General features: G+C 55.8%; 20 protein-coding genes. 13 read left to right on the forward strand and 7 right to left on the reverse strand.

All coding sequences use genetic code 11. The features are described from left to right. Window positions 1-24: 24 nt before the first annotated feature. A complete protein-coding gene (locus tag ABLN94_RS13625) occupies window positions 25-2259 on the reverse strand; it encodes a CHASE2 domain-containing protein (protein ID WP_352993149.1) in 2235 nt (744 codons plus the stop codon). Between the two features lie 106 nt (window positions 2260-2365). Continuing rightward, on the reverse strand, window positions 2366-3361 hold the full coding sequence (locus tag ABLN94_RS13630; RefSeq protein WP_352993150.1) for a FecR family protein: 996 nt from the start codon (window positions 3359-3361) through the stop codon (window positions 2366-2368). Between the two features lie 1038 nt (window positions 3362-4399). Between ABLN94_RS13630 and xrtT the strand changes: the two genes are divergently transcribed. The 4 genes from xrtT (at window position 4400) to ABLN94_RS13650 (ending at window position 10322) form a co-directional block, all read left to right on the forward strand. Then, window positions 4400-5854, forward strand: a complete 1455-nt coding sequence (gene xrtT / locus ABLN94_RS13635; RefSeq protein WP_352993152.1) for an exosortase T — start codon at window positions 4400-4402, stop codon at window positions 5852-5854. Continuing rightward, on the forward strand, window positions 5851-7935 hold the full coding sequence (locus ABLN94_RS13640; protein ID WP_352993154.1) for a VIT and vWA domain-containing protein: 2085 nt from the start codon (window positions 5851-5853) through the stop codon (window positions 7933-7935). The genes xrtT and ABLN94_RS13640 overlap by 4 nt, the downstream gene beginning before the upstream one ends. Window positions 7936-8088: 153 nt before the next feature. Next, window positions 8089-8772, forward strand: a complete 684-nt coding sequence (locus ABLN94_RS13645) for a response regulator transcription factor (RefSeq protein WP_352993156.1) — start codon at window positions 8089-8091, stop codon at window positions 8770-8772. After that, window positions 8766-10322: an ATP-binding protein gene (locus ABLN94_RS13650; RefSeq protein ID WP_352993158.1), complete on the forward strand. Its 1557-nt coding sequence runs from the start codon at window positions 8766-8768 to the stop codon at window positions 10320-10322. Before ABLN94_RS13645 ends, ABLN94_RS13650 begins: the two co-directional genes overlap by 7 nt. 51 nt (window positions 10323-10373) lie before the next feature. Here ABLN94_RS13650 and sigZ read toward each other — a convergent pair whose 3' ends face one another. Beyond that, a complete protein-coding gene (gene sigZ / locus ABLN94_RS13655) occupies window positions 10374-10931 on the reverse strand; it encodes an RNA polymerase sigma factor SigZ (protein ID WP_352993160.1) in 558 nt (185 codons plus the stop codon). A 139-nt stretch (window positions 10932-11070) separates the two neighbouring features. Between sigZ and ABLN94_RS13660 the strand changes: the two genes are divergently transcribed. Beyond that, window positions 11071-11781, forward strand: coding sequence for a glutathione S-transferase family protein (locus ABLN94_RS13660; protein WP_352993162.1), 711 nt, complete (start codon window positions 11071-11073; stop codon window positions 11779-11781). A gap of 86 nt (window positions 11782-11867) precedes the next feature. Continuing rightward, window positions 11868-12911 carry a PLP-dependent cysteine synthase family protein gene (locus ABLN94_RS13665; RefSeq protein ID WP_352993164.1) on the forward strand — a complete coding sequence of 348 codons (1044 nt, stop codon included), beginning with the start codon at window positions 11868-11870 and terminating at the stop codon, window positions 12909-12911. A gap of 85 nt (window positions 12912-12996) precedes the next feature. On the opposite strand, the gene ABLN94_RS13670 is transcribed toward ABLN94_RS13665, so the two are convergent. The 3 genes from ABLN94_RS13670 to ABLN94_RS13680 all read right to left on the reverse strand — a co-directional run bounded on the left by ABLN94_RS13670 (window position 12997) and on the right by ABLN94_RS13680 (window position 15050). Next, complete coding sequence (locus ABLN94_RS13670) at window positions 12997-13644, reverse strand: glutathione S-transferase N-terminal domain-containing protein (RefSeq protein ID WP_352993166.1); 648 nt, start codon at window positions 13642-13644, stop codon at window positions 12997-12999. A gap of 18 nt (window positions 13645-13662) precedes the next feature. Beyond that, on the reverse strand, window positions 13663-14124 hold the full coding sequence (locus ABLN94_RS13675) for a cupin domain-containing protein (RefSeq protein ID WP_352993168.1): 462 nt from the start codon (window positions 14122-14124) through the stop codon (window positions 13663-13665). 68 nt (window positions 14125-14192) lie between these two features. After that, entirely contained in the window at window positions 14193-15050 is an 858-nt protein-coding gene (locus tag ABLN94_RS13680; RefSeq protein WP_352993170.1) for an MBL fold metallo-hydrolase, read from the reverse strand. Window positions 15051-15146: 96 nt separating this feature from the next. Between ABLN94_RS13680 and ABLN94_RS13685 the strand changes: the two genes are divergently transcribed. Continuing rightward, entirely contained in the window at window positions 15147-16040 is an 894-nt protein-coding gene (locus tag ABLN94_RS13685; RefSeq protein ID WP_352993172.1) for a LysR family transcriptional regulator, read from the forward strand. A gap of 75 nt (window positions 16041-16115) precedes the next feature. On the opposite strand, the gene ABLN94_RS13690 is transcribed toward ABLN94_RS13685, so the two are convergent. After that, window positions 16116-17030, reverse strand: a complete 915-nt coding sequence (locus ABLN94_RS13690) for a LysR family transcriptional regulator (RefSeq protein WP_352993174.1) — start codon at window positions 17028-17030, stop codon at window positions 16116-16118. 118 nt (window positions 17031-17148) lie between these two features. On the opposite strand from ABLN94_RS13690, the gene ABLN94_RS13695 reads away from it, so the two are divergent. The 6 genes from ABLN94_RS13695 to ABLN94_RS13720 are packed head-to-tail and all read left to right on the forward strand — an operon-like array spanning window position 17149 to window position 22996. Beyond that, the gene (locus tag ABLN94_RS13695) at window positions 17149-17943 is read left to right on the forward strand and encodes a transporter substrate-binding domain-containing protein (RefSeq protein ID WP_352993176.1); all 795 of its coding nucleotides are present in this window, start codon (window positions 17149-17151) and stop codon (window positions 17941-17943) included. Window positions 17944-17995: 52 nt separating this feature from the next. Beyond that, the gene (locus ABLN94_RS13700) at window positions 17996-18712 is read left to right on the forward strand and encodes an ABC transporter permease (RefSeq protein ID WP_352993177.1); all 717 of its coding nucleotides are present in this window, start codon (window positions 17996-17998) and stop codon (window positions 18710-18712) included. 1 nt (window position 18713) lies between these two features. Then, window positions 18714-19397, forward strand: a complete 684-nt coding sequence (locus ABLN94_RS13705; RefSeq protein WP_352993179.1) for an ABC transporter permease — start codon at window positions 18714-18716, stop codon at window positions 19395-19397. A gap of 5 nt (window positions 19398-19402) precedes the next feature. After that, on the forward strand, window positions 19403-20371 hold the full coding sequence (gene speB / locus ABLN94_RS13710; RefSeq protein WP_352993181.1) for an agmatinase: 969 nt from the start codon (window positions 19403-19405) through the stop codon (window positions 20369-20371). Then, window positions 20368-21864: a M81 family metallopeptidase gene (locus ABLN94_RS13715; protein ID WP_352993183.1), complete on the forward strand. Its 1497-nt coding sequence runs from the start codon at window positions 20368-20370 to the stop codon at window positions 21862-21864. The genes speB and ABLN94_RS13715 overlap by 4 nt, the downstream gene beginning before the upstream one ends. Further along, on the forward strand, window positions 21857-22996 hold the full coding sequence (locus tag ABLN94_RS13720; RefSeq protein WP_352993185.1) for an NAD(P)/FAD-dependent oxidoreductase: 1140 nt from the start codon (window positions 21857-21859) through the stop codon (window positions 22994-22996). Before ABLN94_RS13715 ends, ABLN94_RS13720 begins: the two co-directional genes overlap by 8 nt. The last annotated feature ends 3 nt before the right edge of the window (window positions 22997-22999 follow it).

Raw genomic sequence — 22999 nt, forward strand, 5'->3', positions numbered from 1 at the left:
ACTGTCTGCATGTGGGCCACTCAATTAGGCAGACGGTTTTCTTTCCTGCTCTTGATGGCTGAACACCAGTTGGTTTGACTGGGTGTCGGACCGGAAATCCGCTGCGCGACTGGACAGTGCATAGTAAAACCTCTGCAAGCCGGGTTCGATATGTTGCGCCTGGGCCACGCAGTCGACGCAGATATCTTCGATCTGTTCGTGCGGTTGGCGGTTGCGAATGGCAGTAATCAACGTTTTGTGCGTTGCCTCCAGCTTTTGGAATGCAGGTGTGGCCAACATCTCTTGGTTGCCAACCAGCACATAGACTGGTTCCAGATCAGTTCTGCCCTTGAGTTCGACAAAGCCAGCTTCGAGCATGGCCATGTCATTCTTGGTATTCTCGTAGACCGAACAAGATACGAGAATATCATAATCGACATGGCGGCAGCTTTGTTCGATCCGCGCAGCGACATTCACCACGTCACCGATAACGGTGTAGTTGAACCGGCTTTTCGAGCCGATATTGCCAACGCAGGCACGCCCGGTTGCACAACCTGTCGCCAGCGCAATTGGTGGCCTGCCTTTCATGACGTCCGAAGCGTTGAAGTCCACCAGCGCCTTCCGCATCAACAATGCAGCCAATGCAGCGCGGCACGGGTGGTCTGCAACAGGCACCGGAGCGTTCCAAAAGGCCATGACCGCGTCGCCGATGAATTTGTCGATGGTGCCTCTTTCTTGCAATATCTGGTCACCGATCTTCGAAAATAGCTGGTTCAGCAAGGCAACCAGGTCGGTGGCCGACACAGACTCGGACAAGGGGGTAAAGCCCCTGATGTCCGAGAACATGACGGTGATTTCCTGTGTCTCACCGCCCAGTTGCAGTTGATGCCCTGACCTCTCCATTTCATCCAAAATCTCAGGCGCGACATAGTGTGAAAAAACCTGTCGGATTACGCGTTTTTCGCGCTCGGTTGAAATGAACAGATAACCCGCCAACAGGCCGAAATTGGCCATGCCACCCAAGAGTGGGAATGTGACGTCGAACAGAACCAGTTGGTTCTGGAAGGCCAACCAACTGACGCCAAGAACAATCGCTGCCGAAACACCGCCCGCCACGAATGACGCGACTGCACCAAATCGGGACATGACGACCGTGACCACTAACCCCAAGCTTACGAAAGACAACAGTTCAAGCGCGGCGGTTACGTCCGACCGGCTCAGCATTTCGCCTGTCAGAATCTGTTCCAAAAGCTGTGCGTGGATCGACACGCCTGGAACGGATTCGCCCAAAGCCGTCTGGTGCATGTCGAACAAGCCCGCAGCGGACGTGCCGACCAGAATGATCCGGCCCTCGATTTCTGCACGCAGATTGGGGTTGTCCGGTGGCTGCATTATTCCATCCGCGGACAAATATAGGTTTGGGTTGTCACGCCTATATCTGACCCAGACCTCTCCGTTTTCCGTGGTTGGCAGCCGGAAATCACCGACCTCAACCGCGAGCATGATGCCCGCCTCGTCCTGTGAGCCCTCGGCTATGATAATAGGCTCGCCCAAAGCGACCCTGAGCGCTTCGATTCCCAGGCCCGGCAGGGTCCCGTCTGGGCCGCCCCAAAGGACAGGCACGCGGCGAATAATTCCCATCCCACCCAATGGCGAGACATTGACACCGCCGATGCCAGCAGCGGATCGGTCCAGCGGAGGAGCAGGCGGTGTCCAGTTGGGGACGGTGACCAGCCCGGCCGTTGGCGCTTCGCCGATCTCAATTATGCCGGCCAACGGTGTGACCGGTCTGTCTTCGTGCGAAGGCCGCGCCGCGGCACCCAGAACGACCGGCCAATTTGCAATCTCCAGCCCAAATGAGACGTCGTTGTCCAACTTTTCCGCGTTACGCTCGGCCGTCAGGATACCTGCGAGCGCCGGATCACTTAGCAACCGAGAGGGCGAGAATCTGTCGGGTTCGATGAACAGCATGTCGAAAGCGATTGCGGCGGCCCCGTATTCGCCCAGGTTTTTTACCAACTGCGCCACTAGGGTGCGGGGCCAAGGCCATTGGCCCCAATTAGCCAGCGACTGTTCGTCAATATCAACAACACGCACCGGCAGGTCCGGGTTGTATTCCCGCGGCGACAGGCGTTGCAGAATGTCGAAATAGATCAGCCGCGTCATCCTTACCGGGTAAGGATCAAGAACTCTGATAAAGCACCCGAATAAAATCAGCCCCAGCCCCACAAGCTGAAAAGCCCGTCGTCGCCCTATTCGCTCTTTGGGCTTCCCGGTCACTTTTGCCTCCGATCGCCGCGGTCACCCTTGCCGGACATGGCACGTGCTACTCGGATGTTGCCACGACATCGCCCGAACTCAATTTTTGTCACGGGGCATTTTTTCTTTAGCCTCCGCTATTGCCACCGTTGCCGTCGGTACCGCCACTGCCGGGCCCACCCCCAAATCCACCTGAGCCATCGCCGATCGTACCGCCACTACCTGGGCCGCCGCTGCCCGAGCCGCCCCCAATCGAACCGCCGCGACCGTCTCCACTGCCGCTGCTGGCACCGATATTACCGCCATTGCCGTTGCCGCTGCCGGTGCTTCCGCCAATATTACCGCCATTGCCTGTACCGGTTGCGGGAGACTCACTCCTCGCTTCCGAGGCAGCGCTTCGTTCAGGCCGATCGGGGTCGGAGACTCGGGCTTCCGATCTTTGTGGCGGAGGCACAGTTTCCTCGCCACATCCTGAAAACTCCACGCGCAAAGGTGTCAGCAGTTGTTCTTGGGATTGAACAAAGGGAAATCCGTTCTGCAACGCTTTTTCATAACTCTCCTGATCGACCGGGCGTCCGATGTTATTGTTTTTTGTGGTCGCATACAGGCTGCATTGGCGTCCGGTTTCCCGGCAACCGCCGCCTGTACCGCACATTTCTACACGTCCTTCCAAAACCAGCATGGCGCTTTGCGTGCCTGGTACGACCCAAATATCAAAGGTCGTACCTCTCACGGCCATGGTCGCCGTTGGTGTCTTTATGGAATAGGCCCGCTTTTTGCTTTTTCCGGAAATGAACCGGAAACTGCCGCCCAGGGCCTGTACCGCAAAGCTTTTGGCTTTTCGATTACCTCGAAGCATGGTCACGTCCAGCGTCATGCGCGCGTTCGGGCCAATTGCAATCTTAGTTTCGTCGGCGAAAATCAATTGAACTAAACCGGTGCGGTCAGTGGAAATGGAGTCGCCGGATTCCACCTGCATTCCGCTCTTCAATGGTTGGGATTTTCCCGCGCGCGTAACTTCAGCGCCCTGTTTTACACCAATGACTTTCCCTATGTTGGCCAATACCTGTGAAGGCAGAAGCAAAACACAACAAACAACGAAAAACGATTTTAACCAGGCCAAACCAAACTTCCTTCCCCCAAAGGATAAGTACAGAGCGCCGCGCGCCCACCGCTCGGTTTGTGCCTCAATGAAATATTCAACTTAAAGCTAATAAATCCATGCAAATATGCCTTAAAGTTTGTGTGCCTGGCAAGTTTTCTGTGAAAAGACTGCAAGAAATGGGTTGAATAGCGGTATCTTAACTCAGAGAACGTTGTGCAGAAGCGCCGCTTACAGTCGGGCAAATTCCAACCGACAGTAGTTCCGATTAGGTCGCTATGATGTCGAGGAGGAGATACACACCACAAAATGAATGGGTGCAGAACATCCCCTTATATCCGGGTCACAGGCTCGGATGTTCCAGCCAGCGGAGACGTGGCCCAGTGATCGAAGACGCTCCTTTGCAAACGGAGCGAGAGCGGGATTTCTGTGTATTTTTCAAATTTTTGACGTCAGGCCTTCGCCTTTCCTCACCACTTCGGCACCCGAGTCGGATTACGCATTCTGGACTCATGACCCATTGGTGCCCTGTCGACCGCGTGCTTTACCGTTCAAAATGGCCGGAAACGTGTCTGATCTTTTCTAGTTGCCAACCGTACAGACGGCTCTTGAGTGAGTTTATCTTCTTCAATCGCAACGGTTTGCGAAGGCAAAACGCGCCTTAGGAATGCAGCCTGCGGGATGTTGAATGGTTCTCGGGTATTGCGACTATGACGCGGATTTGGTCGGAGATGTATTGAATGACGAAGGGCTAAGGCTCTGCGTTCCTTGCTGGATGCAACGTAGAACCATTGTCCTCTACAACAAGCGCCGATACAAAATGCGCAGCCGGTTTCTACTGGTTAAGAGTCCTGAGCCTGAGTGAATACCTGGGCACTTCTCTTCGCCGCGAAAATTCACCTACGATATGGGACGCTTTACTAGCCTAAAGACCGATGCCATTCCCTTGTGATTGAGCCGTAAAAACGATGGGGTCGAGGTCCTAACCTAGAATTTTCTCATCAAAATCTGCACACCTTGAGCAGGAGAATTGCGCATTCGCCGGTCACATCTGGCTGCATGAAGCATTTAACAGCAGATACTCTGGCATGGTGCGCTCTTGCGATTGCCTCCGCAATTCTGGCCGCACAGCCTTTGGCTTGGCTTGTTCGAAGCTGGCTTAGCCCGGCTTATGGGTCTTATGGGTATATCTATGTCCTGCTGATTATAGGGTTGGCCGGGATGAGCTTGCTGAGCGGCCGTCCGAAAGACACGCGCTCTCAGATGTCTGCAATTGCCCTGCTGCTTTTGGCGGCTTTAATCCGGTTTTTGGGGCAGGTTCTGGCCGTAAATATCCTTAGTGCCTTTGCTCTTGCATTGGATGTTTTTGCTCTCGTAGGACTTTTGCGGCTCAATCAGCGTCCTTTTGCGCTTTCGCCAATCTGGATGGCCACGCTGTTCCTGTTTTCCTTGCCGGCCGAAGTGGTTTTGCAGCGCACGCTTGGATTCCCGCTGCAGATGGTTTCGGCGGAATTGTCCTGTCACATGCTCAGCGCCCTGTTCTCGAACGTGGTCTGCGACGGGGTGCGCATCACGTTAGAGCAGAAGGACATTCTGGTCGACTTGCCCTGTTCCGGAGCCTCGGGGCTTTTGCTGTCGCTGGCCTTTGTGGTCACCCAAAATGCGGTCATGCGTCCGCACTGGTATGTGGGCGGGTTTAGCCTGTTAGCCGTGATCGGATGCGCCACCCTGGGCAATAGCCTGCGCATTTCGCTTCTGGCGATTGGGCTTGCACGTGATCTGGATGTTATGGCCGAGCCGTGGCACAGCCTCATCGGGTTGGTGACGCTTGGCCTTACAATTGCGCCATTTGCGCTGTTCTATCGGCCCCGCAGTGCGGGGCCACGTGAAAGCTGCCTTTTCACCCAGCCGGCCATCCTGCCGAAACCCATCAAGCCACTGGCGGGGATTGCTTGCCTGATCGGCAGTATTGCCATCGTGTCTCTAAAGGCAAACCCAGTGGATGTTTCCGGTCGTGTAGTAGCACCGAACCTACCCGCACAGATCCAAGGTCATCTGGCGCAGCCCGTGCCCCTGACAGAGATGGAAGCTCAATATTTCGAAGCTTATGGCGGACAGGCGCAGAAGGCTCAGTTTGGCCCGCTGGGATTGAACGTTGTCAGCACGCGCGCTCCGCTGCGGCATTTGCATGCGCCTGAAATCTGTCTGCGGGGCCTAGGCTACAAGGTTCGGTTTCTGGGCACACGCTATGACAGCGTTCCCAGCGCCTACTACCGGGCCATCGGCCGAGGCGGGGACCAATGGCTGGTTGTGGTCAGCTACGTTCCTCAAACCGGACAAGTCACACCCAGCGTCGGCGAAGCGATCTGGCGCTGGTTGAACGGGGCCAGCGGCACCTGGAGCAGCGTGCAAAGGATCACCCCATGGACCTTGGACACTAGATTGCGCGTCCAACTCGACGCTGCTGCGACTTCAGCTCTGGACATTCACACCATCAAAGGAACGGACATATGATACGCCAATTTGCTTTTCTCTTTCTGCTATTGCCTGGGGCTGTGTACGCTCAGCCTGACGATGAGATCGCAGGTCGTTTGATCGGCAGCGGAGCAGTCGGGCAACTGGACCTGCCACTGCTGAAATCAGACCTTTCCGTTGATATTCAGGGTGATATGGCAACCGTCCAGGTGCGGCAGGTGTTCGTAAACCCGTCGGACGATCCGATGTCTGCGGAATATCTATTCCCGCTCAACCAAAAGGCCGCTGTCTACGCGATGCAGATGCAGGTTGGGGACGAAGTAGTTGAAGCCCAGATTCAACAAAAGAACGAGGCTGAACAAACCTTTGAGGCCGCAAAACAAGAGGGCAAAGCCGCAGCCCTTCTGATCCAGCACCGTCCCAATATGTTCACGCAGAACGTCGCCAATTTAATGCCGGGGCAACCGATTACCGTGACGCTCAGCTATGTGCAGGCCGTCCCAAAGGTCGACGGTGCCTATGAGTTGGTACTGCCGCTGGTCGTTGGGCCGCGCTATCAGGGCACGGCGGAATTTGATAGACTGTCCGGGGAAATCGCACACGCGGATTTTACCGAAGAAAGTCAGACACCCGCAACAGTAAGCCAAGTAAACGGCTGGCAGGTTTCTGAATTGCCAGACTACCCGCCTGTACCGCACCTGACGAACCCCGATGCCATTGATCCCGCACGAGTCTCGCTGGATTTGAGCCTGCAGGCCGGTGTGCCCATCTCAAACCTGACAAGCGCGACCCATCACCTGAATATCCAACAGGCTGAGGGTCTGATCAGCGCAACCTTTCAGGACGGGCGGGTCATCGACAACCGCGATCTGGTTCTGCGCTATGGGCTTGGAGGTGATCAGACAACGGCCGGAGTTCTGGCCCATCATGATGAGCGCGGGGGCTTTGTGTCGCTGCTGATCGAACCGCCAAAGATCCCGCAAAAGGATCAGTTTATCGCTCGAGAATTGGTCTTTGTGCTGGACACTTCGGGGTCGATGGGCGGTGCGCCTCTGGATGCCAGTAAACGGTTCATGGAAGCCGCCTTGCAGGGCCTGCGCCCCGAGGATTACTTCCGTGTGATCCGCTTTTCCTCGGGCGCGTCCGAATTCGCATCCCAAGCCGTCCCAGCCACGCTCAGCAACATCCGGTCTGGTGTGCAATATGTGCGCGGCCTTCAGGCCGGGGGCGGAACTGAAATCGACAATGCAATCCGCCATGCCTTTGCGACGCGGCAACCCGCGGATACGTTGCGCATCGTCGTCTTCCTCAGTGATGGCTACATCGGTCAAGAATCGCGTGTGTTGCGCACGATCCGACGGCAAATCGGTGATGCGCGTATCTATGCCTTTGGGGTAGGTACTGCGGTAAACCGCTATCTTCTGGACGCAATGGCCGAAGAAGGCCGCGGCTATGCTCGATATGTTGATCCCACCCAGCGTGCCTCGGACGTCGCCGACACGCTGGCACGGGATCTGAAGTCACCGGTGTTGACAGATATATCTATCGACTGGGGCGGGTTGAAAGTCACCGAAATGGTGCCACAGCGCATTCCCGACCTGTTTGACGGCGGCTCAATCCGGATTTTAGCCCGGTACGAAGGGGGCGGACCCAGCGATATCACGATCAACGGTCTGGTCCAGGGGGGCAAAGCGCAGATGCCGCTGTCACCGATCTTGCCTACAACACCAACGTCCAAAGACGGGCAGAATCAGGGTGCCGCGATCCCCTTAACTTGGGCGCGCACCAAAATCGCGGACCTCGAGCGCGCCATGGCAGTGCAGACCGGTGATCCGCAAAAGCTTGAGGCGCAGATCACCGATCTTGGACTGCAGTTCAATCTTCAGACACGCTTCACATCTTTTGTCGCGGTGTCGAAACAGGTTGTGAATGTCGACGACGTGCCAGCCGAAACCGCGCCGGTGGCCCTGCCACAGGTGGCAGGCGTGGGCGCCGGGGCCTATCCTAAAACCGCGTTCAGCGGATCATCGACGCCCGAGCCGCAAACGATCTTTGGGCTGATAGTCATGATGGCTTTGGGCGCGCTGCGCCTGACCCGCACCCGGAGGGCATCGGCATGAGAAGCATACCTTACAAACTACGCACTGATGCCTGGTGGCTTGGGGATGATTTCATATGGCGCAGGCCGCAGATACAGCCCCCACTTGACCCGGCCAAGGGCAGTATGATCTCTGATCGTGACTTCGGTGAAACTTCGGTGGTGGACGCGCATAGTGAACAACATCCTAATCGTAGATGATGATGCCCGTATTCGTGATGTCGTGCGCTTTGCTCTCGAGGATTCTGGCTTTCGTACAACCGAGGCGTCCACCGGTCAGGATGCGCTGGAGCTATTTGAGAACACACCGGCGGATCTTGTAATTCTGGATATCGGAATGCCGGAAATGGATGGTTTGGAAGCCTGCAAGGAGCTGCGAAAAAGCTCAACCGTGCCGATCCTGTTTCTGACCGCGCGGGATGATGAGATCGACCGTATTCTGGGATTTCAGCTTGGCGGCGATGACTATGTCACCAAGCCCTTTAGCCCGCGCGAGCTGGTGCTAAGGATTAAAGCTATCCTAGCCCGCTCGGCAGACACAAAATCGCCGGACGAGGTCACAGTCTTTCAGGACCTGAGACTGGATCATAGCGCACATCGTTGCACCCTTGCTGAGGCCGAGATCCAGTTGACCGGGATCGAATTCTCGGTGCTGTCGATTCTGGCCAAAGCACCAAGCAGGGTTTACGCGCGCGCCCAGCTGATCGAGCAGGTTTATGGACACAACACCTATCTGTCCGGTCGCACTGTCGACAGCCACATCCGTAATATCCGTCAAAAGGCGCGCGCGCTGGGCTATCCCGACTTGATTCAAACCGTGCACGGGGTTGGGGTAAAGCTGGGCATTTGTCAGTGCTGACCATTAAGCAAAAATGGCGGCCATCTCTTGCGCTGGTGATTGCACTGGTCTGTATCGCCTTGGTGACGCTTCCGATCATCGGCGTTCTGGGCGCCCGACTGTCCAGCAACCAGTTCGCGCGCGAAACCGAGCGCAGCCTTTTGTCCCAAGCGGTTATCTTTGCCGAGCTTTACGCCGCAAGTTTTGCAGAACTCCAGCCCGCGCCGGGTGTTGGCCACCAGTTGTCCGCGGACCAGATCGAACGTCTTGCGCAGGATTTTCATCCCATCCCACCCCGCCTGGATCTGTTTCGCGGACGCGTTTCGCCCCCGCGCCCCGAGCCGATTGCAAATGGTGAACCGCTGGATGTGCCCTATGCGGCGATCTCCACTCAGCTTTCACAGTTGGCAAGCTCGGCCCAGAAAACAACGCTGTCGGGATATGTTTTTCTGGATCACTCCGGGCAAGTCATTGCCAGTAGCGGATCTGTAAGAGGGTCTTTTCTGCATGTGCCGGAAGTGGCGCAGGCCCTGCAGGGAGAAACCGTCTCAGTGCTGCGGTACCGGAACGATCCATCCAAACGACACCTGCTGAACTCGATCAGCCGAGACACCTCTTACCGTGTGTTTGTCGCTCATCCGGTGGTGTTGGAAGATCGGGTTCTCGGCGCTGTGTACCTGTCTCGTACGCCTATGGACCTCCGGAAATTTCTGTTTCAAGAACGGTTCACCCTGACCTCTGTTGCGATATTCATGCTGGTGTCCGCCGCTGGGGTCGGTTGGCTGATGTGGCGGCTGATATCGAAGCCCATTCGCGATCTCAGCAGTCAGAGTCGGGATGTCGCTACCGGATTGAAACCGACCCCCGATCCCGTGCCGCACTATGGAGTGCAGGAGTTGGCGGAATTGGGCAACAACGTCGTGTCCATGGCTTCAACCTTGTCGGAACGGTCTGCGGCGATCGAGACTTATACTAGCCACGTAACACATGAGTTGAAATCGCCCGTCACCGCAATTCTTGGTGCGGCCGAACTGCTGTCCGATGGACCCTCTGCCGTGTCCGGTGAGCGCAATCAGAAACTGGTTCACAATATCCGGGAAGAGGGCCTGCGCATGAACGCACTGTTGGCTCGCCTGCGCGAATTGGCCCGGGCCAGTATCCAAGCTGATCCGACCCCAACGCCACTGGCAGATATTGTCGAAACCGTCTTAGCCTCGTTTCCCGAACAAGTAATCGAGTTGCACGCGACATCAGACACGCACCTGCCTTTGTCCAAAGATCAGGGACAAATTGTTCTGCACCACCTGTTACAAAACGCATTCCAGAACGGCGCGACGCGTGTTGACATAACCTATGAGATGGCCTCGAACAGCCTCGTTGTTGCAGACAATGGCACCGGGATTTCTGAACGAAACCGTACTCGCATCGCGGAGCCTTTCTTCACAACGAGAAGAGATGAGGGTGGTACCGGTCTCGGCTTGTCAATTGTAGTCGCAATTTTGCAGCAATCCGATGCAGTGATCGAAGCAATGAACCCAACGCTCGGCGCCAGTTTTCGGATCAGATTCTAATGCTTCATTGAAAAGCACTGAGGACGGGCAGCTTAGAACTTGCGTCAGCATTCAACATGGATCGCAGTTGCTACATTTGCGTTCAAAGCCAACAATGTTTCCCTTCTGGTCCCGAGAGAAGTCGCAGCAATCCTCAAAAAGCTTGCGCAATTGTCGACGGCTGGCCTGCACTTGGGACTTGAGTGTCGAGTAGCTGATACCCAGCTCAACCGCGTAGTCTTTTTGCGACACGCCCTGTAAGTCTATTTGATGCAGCAACCTACCCATTTCAGATGGCAAAGCATCAATGAACGGTGCCACACAGCCCTCTAATATATGCTGGTCATCTTCATCCATTTCACCGTGCCAAAGGTCGTCCGGATGAACATTCGCGCCCCGCGCTTTGCTCCGATAGAAGTCGGTGATCGTGTTGTTCGCGATCTGAAACAACCACGCTTTCAGGCTCTCGACCTTGTCGAGGTTTCCGATGCTCTTGTGTGTTTTCAGCAAGATTTCCTGAAGTAAGTCTTCAGCGTCCTCCTGGTTCGATACTTTCGAACGCAGAAAGGCCAGCAAGCTGGCGCGGTATTCTGACCAGATAACCTTCAGATCCGGGGTCGTTTGTACCATCAACGCCTCACTTTGTGTCCGCACAAGTTCAGATAAAAACGTTCAGTATCAATATTTTAAGCGATTTCTTCCGGGCAGGTTCGTCTTTTTGAGTTGCCATCCGTCTTACAAGTTGGATCACCCAAGAAGGACTACACCTATGATCAAGATCGTCAGTTTCAAAATCTGCCCGTTCGTTCAACGCGTCGCGGCAATGCTCGAGGCCAAGCAGGTTCCCTATGATATTGAATACATCGACTTGAAGAACAAGCCCGCGTGGTTTCTGGACATCTCGCCCACCGGTCAAGTTCCGGTAATGATAACCGAAAACGGTCAGCCGCTGTTCGAGTCTGACGCAATCGTTGAATACCTCGACGAGATCACGGCTCCGCTGCAACATGGTTTGACGCCCGAGCAACGCGCGACAGAACGGGCGTGGAGTTATCAAGCCACCAAACACTACCTGATACAGTGCAGCACGATGCAGAGCGCCGATAAAGACGTGCTGGACGAACGCATGGCCAAACTCACCAAGTCCTTTGAAAAGGCCGAACGCCAATTTGGACAGGGACCGTATTTCTCGGGCGGGTCCTTGGGGAATGTGGATATCGCCTGGCTGCCCCTGCTGCATCGCGCGGCAATTGTCGAGGATCGCAGTGGCTATGACATGCTTGCAGATTACCCGAAGGTGAAGGCCTGGCAGAAAATGCTTTTGGACAGCGGTATCCCCACGAAATCGGTTCCCGAGGACTTTCTCCAGAAATTCTCGGATTTCTATCTGGCCGAACGGACGTGGCTGGGACGTGGTGCCAATCTGAACGAAGAACCTTGCCAACCTAAACAAACCAAGTCGGGCGGTTGCTGCGGCTGACACTACTCATCAACCCCGTCCATTTGCCATAGGCAAGTGGGCGGGCGTACGGTTGAACAGGGCCAAGTAAGGGAGGTGAGGGCGAAATGGATCATTGGGTCGCGGGCGCTATAGCCAAGATCAATGCAGATGCGCACAGGTCAGCGGATACGCATCTGTTCAAGTTGCCAGTTCCGCACCTGGATGGAGTAGACATCTACCTTAAAGATGAAAGTACACATCCCACGGGCAGTCTGAAACATCGGCTGGCTCGTTCCCTGTTCCTTTACGCACTTTGCAACGGCAAAATCAAAGAGGGTACAACCATCATTGAGGCCTCATCAGGCAGTACCGCTGTTTCCGAGGCCTATTTCGCACGCATGATCGGTGTTCCTTTCATCGCTGTGATCCCCAAAAGTACTGCGCATTCCAAAATCAGGTTGATCGAGTTTTATGGTGGGCAGGCGCATTTCGTAAACTCAGCGCCGGAGATGCACGGGGCCTCAGTGGAGCTCGCTAAATCCATTGGTGGGTATTTCATGGATCAGTTCACCTATGCCGAACGCGCCACTGATTGGCGTGGTAACAACAACATCGCAGAAAGTATCTTTCGCCAGATGGAGTATGAGCCGCACCCGGTTCCGTCGATGTTGGTGATGAGCGCGGGTACCGGCGGAACTTCGGCAACGCTTGGCAGATTCATCCGGTACAAAGGATATGAAACATCCCTGACGGTCGTCGATCCAGAGAACTCAGTGTTCTACGACAGTTACCTGACAGGAGATCGGACGCTGCAATCCGACACGTCCAGCCGGATCGAGGGCATAGGCCGCCCCAAGGTCGAAAACTCATTCCAGCCGGACGTCATCGACCGGATGATCAAAGTGCCAGATGCTGCAAGCGTGGCGACAATGCTTTGGCTGGAAAAACGGATCGGGCGACGGGCGGGTGCGTCCACAGGAACCAACCTTTGGGGCGCGCTGCAGATTGCTAACGAGATGATGCGCGACAATCAGAAAGGCTCGATCGTGACCCTGCTCTGCGACAGTGGTGATCGATATCTGGATACCTATTACGATCCGGAATGGATCAAAGCACATATCGGGGATATCCGGCCATTCGTGGAAGAACTGGACCGTAAGCTAAGCTGAAATCGAGCTTTTCAACAAAGCACCAACTACCTTCACAATATTGGGTTCTTTCCAGACTAAGGAAGCGGGTCATTCTCTCAGGTTTTCAAACCGCTCTGCAAGCTGCAACAGGCGTGAATGGAGAGATTCTGGCGCGGTCTACCAAACTGTGGAAGGATCGGAAAATGTTCTCGGGAAATCTCAGTTCAGCGACCATCGTTAGACTCCGCAGCTCTGCCAATACGGCCAGCGTGTCGAAGTTCAGAGTGCTCCCTGTCAAAAACGGGGCAACTTGGGGCAATACAGCTTCAATTTCACCGGCAAACCGTGGAGTTTGCGCAAGCGCATCGGCAAACGTCATGCCGATCCGCTTTGGCATTACGTTTTTGAAGAAATCTTGGGCCTCAGAAGATGCTAGCTCGGGAACATTCAAGTACGGCATACGTGGGTAGCAAAGAGCGTTGAGCGCCGAGGAAATCGACTTGCGCCATTCCTCAAGTTCCGGGCCGGTGCCATAAGATGACAGCAAAGGCGTGCCATAAGAGTCGAAATGGCGAATGATATCCGTGCTGTCCTGGATCAGCGCCTCGCCATTTACCAAAATGGGTACGGTCAATCTGTCGATCCGGTCTTCGAGTTCAGATGGGATATGTCCCGGTGCCACATAAGCAAGTTGGGGCGATAGCCCCTTTAGACCAGCCAAAATACGAGCACGCACACAGAACGGGCAGGTTTCAAAGACGTAGAGTTTCATTAAACCACCTCAACGCCTTTACAGGTAAACGACGCCAAAGCGTTCTTCGATCAGCTTGAGATCCCGTTCACCGGTTTCGTTCTGACGGGAGGTTTCGGCCATGAAATCTTCGGCCCAGTCACCCGGGAAGATGTAACTGATCAGCTTGGCTGTCTTGTCGCCAACGTTTTTCATGTAGTGGGAGACGCCGCGTGGGCATTGGATACTGGCGCCCGGACCCGCTCGGAAAACCTCATCACCGATTTTGACTTCAAGCTCTCCCTCAAGGACGTGAAAGGTCTGGTCTTCCCATTTATGGTAGTGATCCGGAATGCAGCTGCCAGGCGCAATTTCGCCAGCACCGAAGACATATTCAGACTGCGTATCCTCCTTTCCGGCCGCGACCGAAGTGTATTCGTTTTCGGCCATGAAATACTTTCGGCCTTCATGCCAGCCGCTGATCACGGTTTTCTTGTTGGTGATTTCGGTTTTCTCGGACATGTATTGCTCCGCTTTAGATTCCTCAGCAGGGGAAATGACGGACAGCGGATCTGCCCGCCCCGTTCAGGTCAGTGGCCGTGCCAGATCGAGTAGGCCATGCGCTCCACATGCGCAGACAGGTTTTGGTCATACATGAACCAGTGGCTGAACTCGGGCAGCTTCACCGTTTCCTTCAACTCGTCGACGGTCTTTCCGGCTGCCAGACCTTCGGACACGGCTTTGAAAAGCGCTTCGTTGAAAGCCAGATCTTCTGCCAGTTGTTCCGGTGAAGACATCGCCATGTGCCCTGATATGACCGTGTCGAAATCCAGTTCGGTCGTCACACGGCGCAGAGTGTTCAGCGAACCCACATAATCATGCGTGTTCAGGCGGCCGGGAAGGTTCACGAAGCCCTGAAGGTGCCAGTCGACCGCCATGAGGACCTTGTCTTCCGGCATGTAGATGGCGCTGTTGCACTGGCCATCATTCGAGCCGAAGTAGTGCATTTCGACGATCTTGCCGCCAAGCTCGACTCGGTAGTGATCCCCATCATAGGTAACGTCTGGCTGCACAACCCGGTCTTCCAGATCACGGCTTAAAAGCTCAGTGCATCCTTCATGCGTGATGAACTCTGCACCTTCTTCTTTGAAGATCTGTCCACCGCGCGAATGATCAAAATGGGGATGAGAGTAGAGCACCTTGACGACAGGCTTGTCTGTCAGCTTTTGGATTTCGGCGCGCATTGAAGCTGCGCGGAATTCCTGGTTGGGATCGACAACGATGACGCCTTCTTCAGAGATCACGACCAGACTGGAATAATGTGCCATATGGAACTGGAAGACACCGTCTTTCAGCTCGGTCATGACTGGCTTTAGTTCGTCGTCGGCGGCGATGGCAGCGGTCCCAAGGGTGGCTGCGGCTGCAAGGGCGGTGAAGATGCATTTCATGGCACGGGCCTACTATTGTCTAAGAGGCAATATATCCTTGACGATAGCGGGCATAATGATCGAAAAATGCAAAATAGAGTTTACTAAAAGTATCGAATGGATAAGCTCAGAAAGATGGCCGTTTTCACCCGCGTGGTCGAATTGGGCAGCTTCGCCGCCGCTGCTGCGGACCAAAACGTTACCCCTGCGATCGTAGGTCGGCACGTGGCTGATCTGGAAGCGATGCTGGGTTTACGGCTCATCAACCGCACCACACGGTCTATGGAGGTGACCGATGCCGGTCAGCACTACTATCACGGGTGCAAAACCATGCTGGACCAGATGGCGGAATTGGAACAAGACGTCGCAGATCGAAAGGGTGCCAGTCCCTCGGGGATTGTCCGCGTAGCGGCACCCGAAGGCATCGGTTCGCCATTGCTGCTGGATGCGGTCGAGAGCTTCCAGAAGCTCTATCCGGAGGTGCTGTTCGATCTCGTGTTCGAAAACGATCAGACTGATTTTATCAGTGCAAAGGTTGATCTTTCGATCCGGTTGGCAATCTCACTTGAAGACAGTTCTTTGATTGTCGCCAAACTGATGGACACGCAGCTGAGTTTGTTTGCTGCACCTTCCTATCTTGAAAGACTTGGCGTACCGACTACCGTTCAGGACCTCGACAACCATTCTTGTCTGGCGTTCGGCGGCTCACGCTTCGGCGACAGCTGGCCATTGATGACCAAGGCCGGCCTGCGCAAATTGCGACAACCCTGGCGCTTGGTGGCAAACCAAACCCACATCTACCGAGAGGCGCTGGTTCGGGGGATGGGAATAGGACTATTGCCGGAAGTTATGGCCGCGGATCTGGTTGAGGCCGAACTATTGGTTCCAATTTGCCTTGATAGCCGATTTCCAGATGTCGGCGTATTCGGCGTATACCACGAAAAAACTTTCCAACCCCGACGCGTTCGTTTGTTCCTTGAGCATTTGAGAGAGCACATCCGACAGGCTTAGAGAGGTTTTTTGTTCCTCGCGTGCTCTTTCATACCCGTCCTATGAAGCGCGGAACGGTCCGAAGTTGCCGTTCCACTACCCAGCCCATTCCCGTTGCATCTCTTCCAGCAGAAGCTGTTCCGCTTCGGACAAAGAAACCGCCTGATTCACGATCAGGTAAACAGTCGCGCTTGGCTCGTTCTCATAGGGTGGAAGCCGAAACAGATTACCTCTTGCGGCGTAGGGGTCGGCCAAGTGAATTGGAAGGAAACCGATGCCCAGCCCGCATTCGATCATCCGTCTGACCTCGTTCACTTGGCTGGATTGCCCCCTGACATATTGGCCAATCGACGCACTGGCGCGGAATGCAGTGACATCTCCCATGTGGCTGCCCCCGAGTACATCTGCCGTAAACCCGATAAACGGTTCTCCTCGCAAATCCATGGGGGTAAGGTCGGTCCGGCCCGCCAGATGAGAGTTCGGGCCACAATAGAGCCCGAAGCGCTCGCTCAGCAATTCCGACGCACTCAGGCTTTGTGGGATGACACCATCGCAAAGGCCAAAGGTCACTGAACCGCGTTCAACCATCCGGATTACGTCCGCTGTTGTGGCCACCAGAATTTCCAGTTCTACGTTTGGATATTTCTCAAAGAAACGCGTGAGACGTGCATTGAGGTCTCTGCTTTCTACATGATCAATGGAAGCAATTCTGATTTTGCCGGTTAAAGCCCGGGGGGCTTTTTCAAACGTCAAAGGTAGCCTTGAAATCGTTGAATAAACTTCAGTCGCGCGGTCGTACAGTGCTTGACCCGCCGGGGTAACCGTAAAGCTGTTTCCTTTGCGCATCAGCAGGCGCTTTCCCGTACTTTTTTCAAGGCGCTTGACGGCCAGACTGACTGCGGGTTGTGAGCGCAATAGCTCTTCAGCAGCCTTGGTCATGCTCTCATTCTGCACGACCACCATGAAGGTATAGAGGAGGTTCCAGTCTAGATTACGGGCAAAATCACTCATGCCGGATACCTATAGCATAAATATCGTAAATGATATGTTGAAAAACTATAAATTTGAATAAGGCTCGATGTTCGGGAATCTTCTCAAACCAAGTTCAGCAAACCACCGGGAGGAACTTATGTTTGCGAAATTTGCGATGATTGCCACTGCTGTATCTGCGTTGGCCACTACGGCGGTTTCCGAAGAAAACGTCGTTCGTATGGGCACCGAGGGTTACTATCCGCCGTTCAACTTTTTCGACAGCGCCGGTCAGATCAAAGGCTTCGACATCGACATCGGCAACGCCCTGTGCGAGCGGATGGACGTCAAATGTGAATGGGTAACAACCGACTGGGACGGCATCATTCCCGCGCTGAATTCGGACAAGTTCGACACCATCATTGCGTCGATGACCATCACGGATGAACGCAGTAAAGTCGTGAGCTTCTCTCAGCCCTACTACTTCAACTCAATCCGTTTTGTTGCGGCCGAAGGACACGGTCTGGCCAATGCGCTGCCGGCGGATCTCGACGGTCTGGTCATTGGCACCCAGTCCGCAACCGGAGAAGTTGATATTTTGGAGCAGTATTTCCCGGACAGCGAACTCAAGCTTTACCCCAAGCTCGACGATGCTCTGCTGGATCTGGAAACTGGTCGGGTCGATCTTGTTCTGGCCAGTCAATTCGTGCTGGGCGACTGGCTGAAAACGGATGAGGGCGACTGCTGCGAATTCGTTGGTGAAACCTTTTTGCCCGATACGGCCCAAGGAACCGGAATCGCTGTGCGTCAGGACGATGGCGATCTTCGCGACGCGCTGAATGCTGCGCTAGCCGAAATCGTGGCCGATGGGACTTATGACAAGATCCGCGATGAGTATTTTTCCTTCGACATCATGACCCAGCCCAAGAAAGCGTCCGAGCTTTTGACCAACTGAGCAAATTGGGGTCTGCATAGGATTGCGGACCCCGCAACCGGGGGCGTCACCCATGACGGAACTGTTTTCGCTGCTGGCCTTCGGAGACGCAGGCTGGGGGGATGAATTATTGCGCGGCTTCTGGGTCACAATGGCCCTGGCATTGCTTACGGCTCCTTGCGCGTTGGCGATGTCCTTTGTCGTAGCCTGGGGCAAACACGCAAAGCGCAAGTGGGCTCGCGCATTGGCAAATGGTTACACTACTGTATTCCGTAGCCTGCCCGAAATTCTCACCCTGATCATCATCTATTACCAGCTGCAAAGCCTGCTGAACTTGGCCGTCGGTGTCTTTGTTCCGGATGCAAACATCTCGCTAAACGCATTTGCAGCCGGCGTCGTTGCCTTAACGCTGGTTTTCTCGGCACTGGGTTCCGAAGTCGTACGCACCGCGTATCAGGCAGTTGGAAGTGGTCAGGCTGAGGCTGCCGCCGCAATGGGGTTGCACCGGGCACAAGCCTTTTTTCTGGTGATCTTGCCGCAGATGTGGCGGCACGCAATTCCGGCATTCGGGAACCTGTGGTTGATCCTGCTGAAGGATACATCGCTGATCTCGATCATCGCTGTGAACGACATGATGCGCTACGCCAATATGGCGATCGCCACTACGCGCGAGCCATTCTTCTTCTATTCCATTCTGGCGCTGATCTATGTGGCGCTGGCTTTCATCTCGGGGCAGATTCAGATCGTTCTGGAACGCCGCGCCAATCGCAATCTGGTTGGGGGGCGCTGAGATGTGGTCGCATATAACTGACAATCTCGATCTGTGGGTCGAAGGGCTGCAGAACACGGTCAGCCTGACGGTGTTGGGTTTCATCTTCGGCTTCTTTGTTGCCATTCCGCTGGCCGCCGCCCGGTTGAGCAAAAGCCGATGGCTGTCAGGTTTGGCCTATACCTATATCTATCTGGTGCGCGGCACTCCGCTGCTGGTGCAGATATTCATCATCTATTACGGGTTGGGCCAGTTCCACAAAGAGCTCAAAATGTTGGGTGTCTGGTGGTTCTTCCGCGACGCGTATTATTGCGGTCTGCTGGCTTTCACGCTGAATTCGGCCGCTTACCAGGCCGAAATCCTACGGGGCGGTATTCTGGCCATTCCCAAGGGCACCATTGAAGCAGGACAGGCGCTTGGGTTGCACCGGTTTCAGATTTTCCGCCTGCTGATCCTGCCGATTACTGTCGCCCGGATGCTACCTGCCTTTGGCAACGAACTGGTGCTGTTGCTCAAGGCGTCGGCGCTGGTCAGCGTGATCACCGTGCGCGACCTGATGGGGCAGGCCCGCTATCTGTTTGGTGAAACCTTCGACCTGAGCGTTTTTTACATCGCAGCCGTGAATTATCTGATCGTCGTCCTGTTGATCGAAGCAATCTGGAGACGTCTCGAAAACCGCAACGTCTGGCTAACATATAAAGGATAAGACCCATGAAGCTTCAGGCAGACGATATCGCCTTTGGGCGTGAGGGTGTGTTTCGAACCAAGCCCGGTCCGGATGGTACCCACGTCGAAATGCCTTATTCCGGCATCCACACCTTCATGCGCCGTCGGCCCTGTGTTGATATGGAAGGGGTTGATATCGGTGTCTATGGCATTCCGTTCGACCTGACCACCTCGGGCCGTCCAGGCGCGCGGCTCGGTCCCAGCGCCCTGCGCGAGGCAACGGCGCACCTTGCATGGGGCGAGGTCTGGCCGTGGGGGTTCGATCCGTTCGACATTCTGTCGGTCGTAGATTGTGGTGACGTGCCATTCCGGCGTGGTCAGGTAGAGCAGATGCGCGACAGCGCCATTGCAATGGCGCGCCACATTACCTCGGCCGGGGCCAGCACGCTGATGCTGGGGGGCGATCACTGCACCACTTACACAGCGCTCAAGGCACATGCCGAGAAACACGGGCCGTTGGCGCTGATCCAATTCGATGCGCATCGCGACACCCAGAAAAGCGACTGGTTTGATCACGGAACTTTTGTCCACCATGCGATGAAAGAAGGGCTGATCGACCCTGAACACTCGGTTCAGATCGGCATCCGCACATTTTATGAGGATGACGACCCTATCACCGTTCTCTACCGTGACTGGATGCATGACCACGGCTGGCGCGGCGCGCTGCAGAAGGTGCGCGAGATCATCGGCAACCGCCCGACCTATCTGACGATAGATATCGACAGCCTTGACCCGGCTTATGCGCCCGGCACCGGTACTCCGGTGGTGGACGGGCTGACCCCGAATGACATCATCCAATTTCTGCGCGGCAGCGTGGACATGAATTTTGTCGGCATGGATCTGGTCGAAGTATCACCGCCCTATGACCACGCAGATGTCACTGCGCTGCTTGGGGCGTCACTGGCGCTGGAGTATATTTGTGCCCGCGCAGCCCAGCGAAAGGCCGCGTTATGACCCATCGCGTCGCCATCATCGAGTTCATCAACGAAAGCAACACGTTCACCGTGATGCGGACGGGCATGGCTGACTTTCGCGCTTCGCACTACTTCAAAGGCGACGAAATCCCGGCCAATTTCCGAGGCACCGGGTCCGAAGTCGGCGGCGCAATTGAGGTGGCCGAGGCCTGCGGCTGGCAGCCCGTCTACATCACCGCCGCCCATGCCGAACCAAACGGCACCGTAACCGAGGCCGCGCGGGCTGAGATCACAGGCGAATGTGTCCGCCGCCTGCATGAAAACGGACCCTTCGACGGAGTTTTTGTCGCGCTGCACGGTGCAATGGTGACCGAGACCGATCAAGACGGTGACTGCCAGTTCCTGCGCGAAATCCGGGCCGTTGTGGGGGATGAGATTCCCCTGGCCATCACGCTTGATCTGCACGCCAATATCTCGGACGAGACGGCAGAGCTGGCGCAAATCGCCGTGTCCTTCCGCACCTATCCGCATGTGGACATGCGCGAAGTCGGGGTCGAAGCATGTGAGCTGCTGCACCGGGCGCTGGAGGGTGAGATCGAGCCAAAGCTGCTGATCCGCCGCCCGCCGATGCTGTTGGGCTGCGACGACGGGCGCACGACCGAAAATGGCCCGATGTGCCACTTGCTAAAAGATGCGGCAAACGAAATGCAGACTCCGGGCATTCTGAACGTCGCGATCAATGCGGGCTTTACCGATGCCGATGTCTGGGCGGCCGGGCCGTCGGTCCTGGTGACATATGACATGGTCAGCATTGTCAGCGAGGCTGCTGCCGCCTGCGCCGGGCGGATTTGTGATCGTATTTGGTCGTTTCGCGATCATTGGGATCTGCCAATTCCGCTCGAGGAGTGTATCGCGCAACTCAAAGCGGCGACCCCCGCCAAAGGTTCGATCGTGGTTGCGGATTTTTCAGACAATCCCGGCTCGGGTGCCTACAGCGATTGTACCGCGCTGATCGCCGCAATGCTTGAGGGGGGGATCGAGAATGCGGCGGCTGGCGCGCTTTACGACCCGCAGGCCGTGTCACAGCTCGTCACCCACGGCGTCGGTGCCGAAGTTACGCTCTCAATCGGAGGCAAGACCGATGCATCCGTGGGTGGCGGGCCTTTGCAGGTCACCGGCACGGTCAGGGCTATCAGCGACGGCAGCTTCACCTTCGAAGGTCCTATGTTCACCGGTCTGCCTGGATCGACGGGGCAAAGCGTGTGCCTGCGAGTGCAGGGCATCGACATCATGATTGTCTCTGACCGAATGCAAATGCTGGATAAGAACGTGTTTCGGGTCGTGGGAATCGAACCGGCGGACAAGGCCGTTTTGGCGGTGAAGTCGATGCAGCATTTCAAGGGGACTTTCGCCCCGATTGCATCGCGCATCATCATCACCGATGCAGGCGGACTGTGTACGCCGAACGTCAAACGGCGGAGCTATACCCACTTGCGCCGCCCTGTCTTTCCACTGGATGAGATCAATGGCTGAGATCCATGACATCGCCATCGTCGGCGGCGGTATCACCGGAGCGTCTGTCGCCTATTTCCTGGACGGGCAGCGTTCGGTCGCATTGCTGGAACAGGAACCCTCGCTTGGCTACCATTCAACCGGGCGCTCGGCTGCGGAATTCACCCGCCGGTTTCATTCGGATGTTGCGGGGCGTCTGACGCAAGCCAGCGCCGGTTTTGTGATGGCGCCGCCCGCAGGGTTCGCCGAGGTAAACCTGCTGCGCCCGCGCGGTAACTTGTTGATCGCCGATACCGAAAAAGCGGACCACCTTCGCAGTGTGTACGAGCACGAGCGCGACAACACCCCTGACGGCGCCGTGCCTGTTGAACTGCTGAGCGTCGATCAGGCGCTGGAAAAGGTGCCGTTTCTTGACTCCAATTGGGTCAGGGCCGCTTTTTACGACCCCGATTGCTGGGACATCGAGGTTGAGAACCTGTTGCAGGGCTACGTTCGCGGGGCAAAGACAAAAGGTGCTGTGTTTCACCACTCCTGTTCGGTGACGGCTGTGCGACGGGATGGGGATCATTGGGTTTTGGAAACCTCGGCCGGGGAGATACGGGCTCGCACAGTTGTCAATGCCGCTGGCGGCTGGGCTGATCTGGTGGCTGGGATGTTCGGGGCCGCCCCGCTGGGCATAGTGCCCCACCGCCGCACCGCGATCAGCGTCAAGGTGCCGGATTACGATGTATCCCACATGCCCGAGGTGAACGAGATCGACGAGGTGTTCTACTTCAAACCGGATGCAGGTCAGTTGATGGTCAGCCCGGCGGATGAAACCCCGGTCGATCCACATGACGCCTGGCCGGAGGAACTGGATATTGCCTATGCCGCCCACTATCTGAGCGAATGCACGACGCTGGACGTTACTCACATCGCCCATAGCTGGGCAGGCCTGCGCTCCTTTGCCAAAGATCGGATACCGGTGATCGGTTTCTCGGGGCAGGCCGAAGGTCTGTTCTGGCTGGCCGGTGTCGGCGGGTATGGCATCCAGACCTCACCCGCAGTGGGCCAAATCGCCGCCGCCATACTGATGGGCGCGGCACTTCCGACCCATTTTGCAGCGGCAGGCCTTGACGCCGCGCTGTTCTCTCCTTCTCGTTTGGAAAGCTAACCC

This window comes from Ruegeria sp. SCP11, assembly GCF_040329455.1.
GTDB classification, from domain to species: Bacteria; Pseudomonadota; Alphaproteobacteria; order Rhodobacterales; family Rhodobacteraceae; genus Ruegeria; species Ruegeria atlantica_E.

Excerpts from the sequence above, each read along its gene's own strand:
- ABLN94_RS13715 (WP_352993183.1), top strand. The coding sequence starts at position 20,368 with ATGACCCATCGCGTCGCCATCATCGAGTTCATCAACGAAAGCAACACG.
- ABLN94_RS13660 (WP_352993162.1), top strand. The coding sequence starts at position 11,071 with ATGATCAAGATCGTCAGTTTCAAAATCTGCCCGTTCGTTCAACGCGTC.
- xrtT (WP_352993152.1), top strand. The coding sequence starts at position 4,400 with ATGAAGCATTTAACAGCAGATACTCTGGCATGGTGCGCTCTTGCGATT.
- ABLN94_RS13675 (WP_352993168.1), bottom strand. The coding sequence starts at position 14,124 with ATGTCCGAGAAAACCGAAATCACCAACAAGAAAACCGTGATCAGCGGC.
- ABLN94_RS13705 (WP_352993179.1), top strand. The coding sequence starts at position 18,714 with ATGTGGTCGCATATAACTGACAATCTCGATCTGTGGGTCGAAGGGCTG.
- ABLN94_RS13700 (WP_352993177.1), top strand. The coding sequence starts at position 17,996 with ATGACGGAACTGTTTTCGCTGCTGGCCTTCGGAGACGCAGGCTGGGGG.
- ABLN94_RS13670 (WP_352993166.1), bottom strand. The coding sequence starts at position 13,644 with ATGAAACTCTACGTCTTTGAAACCTGCCCGTTCTGTGTGCGTGCTCGT.
- ABLN94_RS13720 (WP_352993185.1), top strand. The coding sequence starts at position 21,857 with ATGGCTGAGATCCATGACATCGCCATCGTCGGCGGCGGTATCACCGGA.
- ABLN94_RS13690 (WP_352993174.1), bottom strand. The coding sequence starts at position 17,030 with ATGAGTGATTTTGCCCGTAATCTAGACTGGAACCTCCTCTATACCTTC.
- ABLN94_RS13685 (WP_352993172.1), top strand. The coding sequence starts at position 15,147 with ATGGATAAGCTCAGAAAGATGGCCGTTTTCACCCGCGTGGTCGAATTG.
- speB (WP_352993181.1), top strand. The coding sequence starts at position 19,403 with ATGAAGCTTCAGGCAGACGATATCGCCTTTGGGCGTGAGGGTGTGTTT.
- ABLN94_RS13665 (WP_352993164.1), top strand. The coding sequence starts at position 11,868 with ATGGATCATTGGGTCGCGGGCGCTATAGCCAAGATCAATGCAGATGCG.
- ABLN94_RS13640 (WP_352993154.1), top strand. The coding sequence starts at position 5,851 with ATGATACGCCAATTTGCTTTTCTCTTTCTGCTATTGCCTGGGGCTGTG.
- sigZ (WP_352993160.1), bottom strand. The coding sequence starts at position 10,931 with ATGGTACAAACGACCCCGGATCTGAAGGTTATCTGGTCAGAATACCGC.
- ABLN94_RS13695 (WP_352993176.1), top strand. The coding sequence starts at position 17,149 with ATGTTTGCGAAATTTGCGATGATTGCCACTGCTGTATCTGCGTTGGCC.
- ABLN94_RS13680 (WP_352993170.1), bottom strand. The coding sequence starts at position 15,050 with ATGAAATGCATCTTCACCGCCCTTGCAGCCGCAGCCACCCTTGGGACC.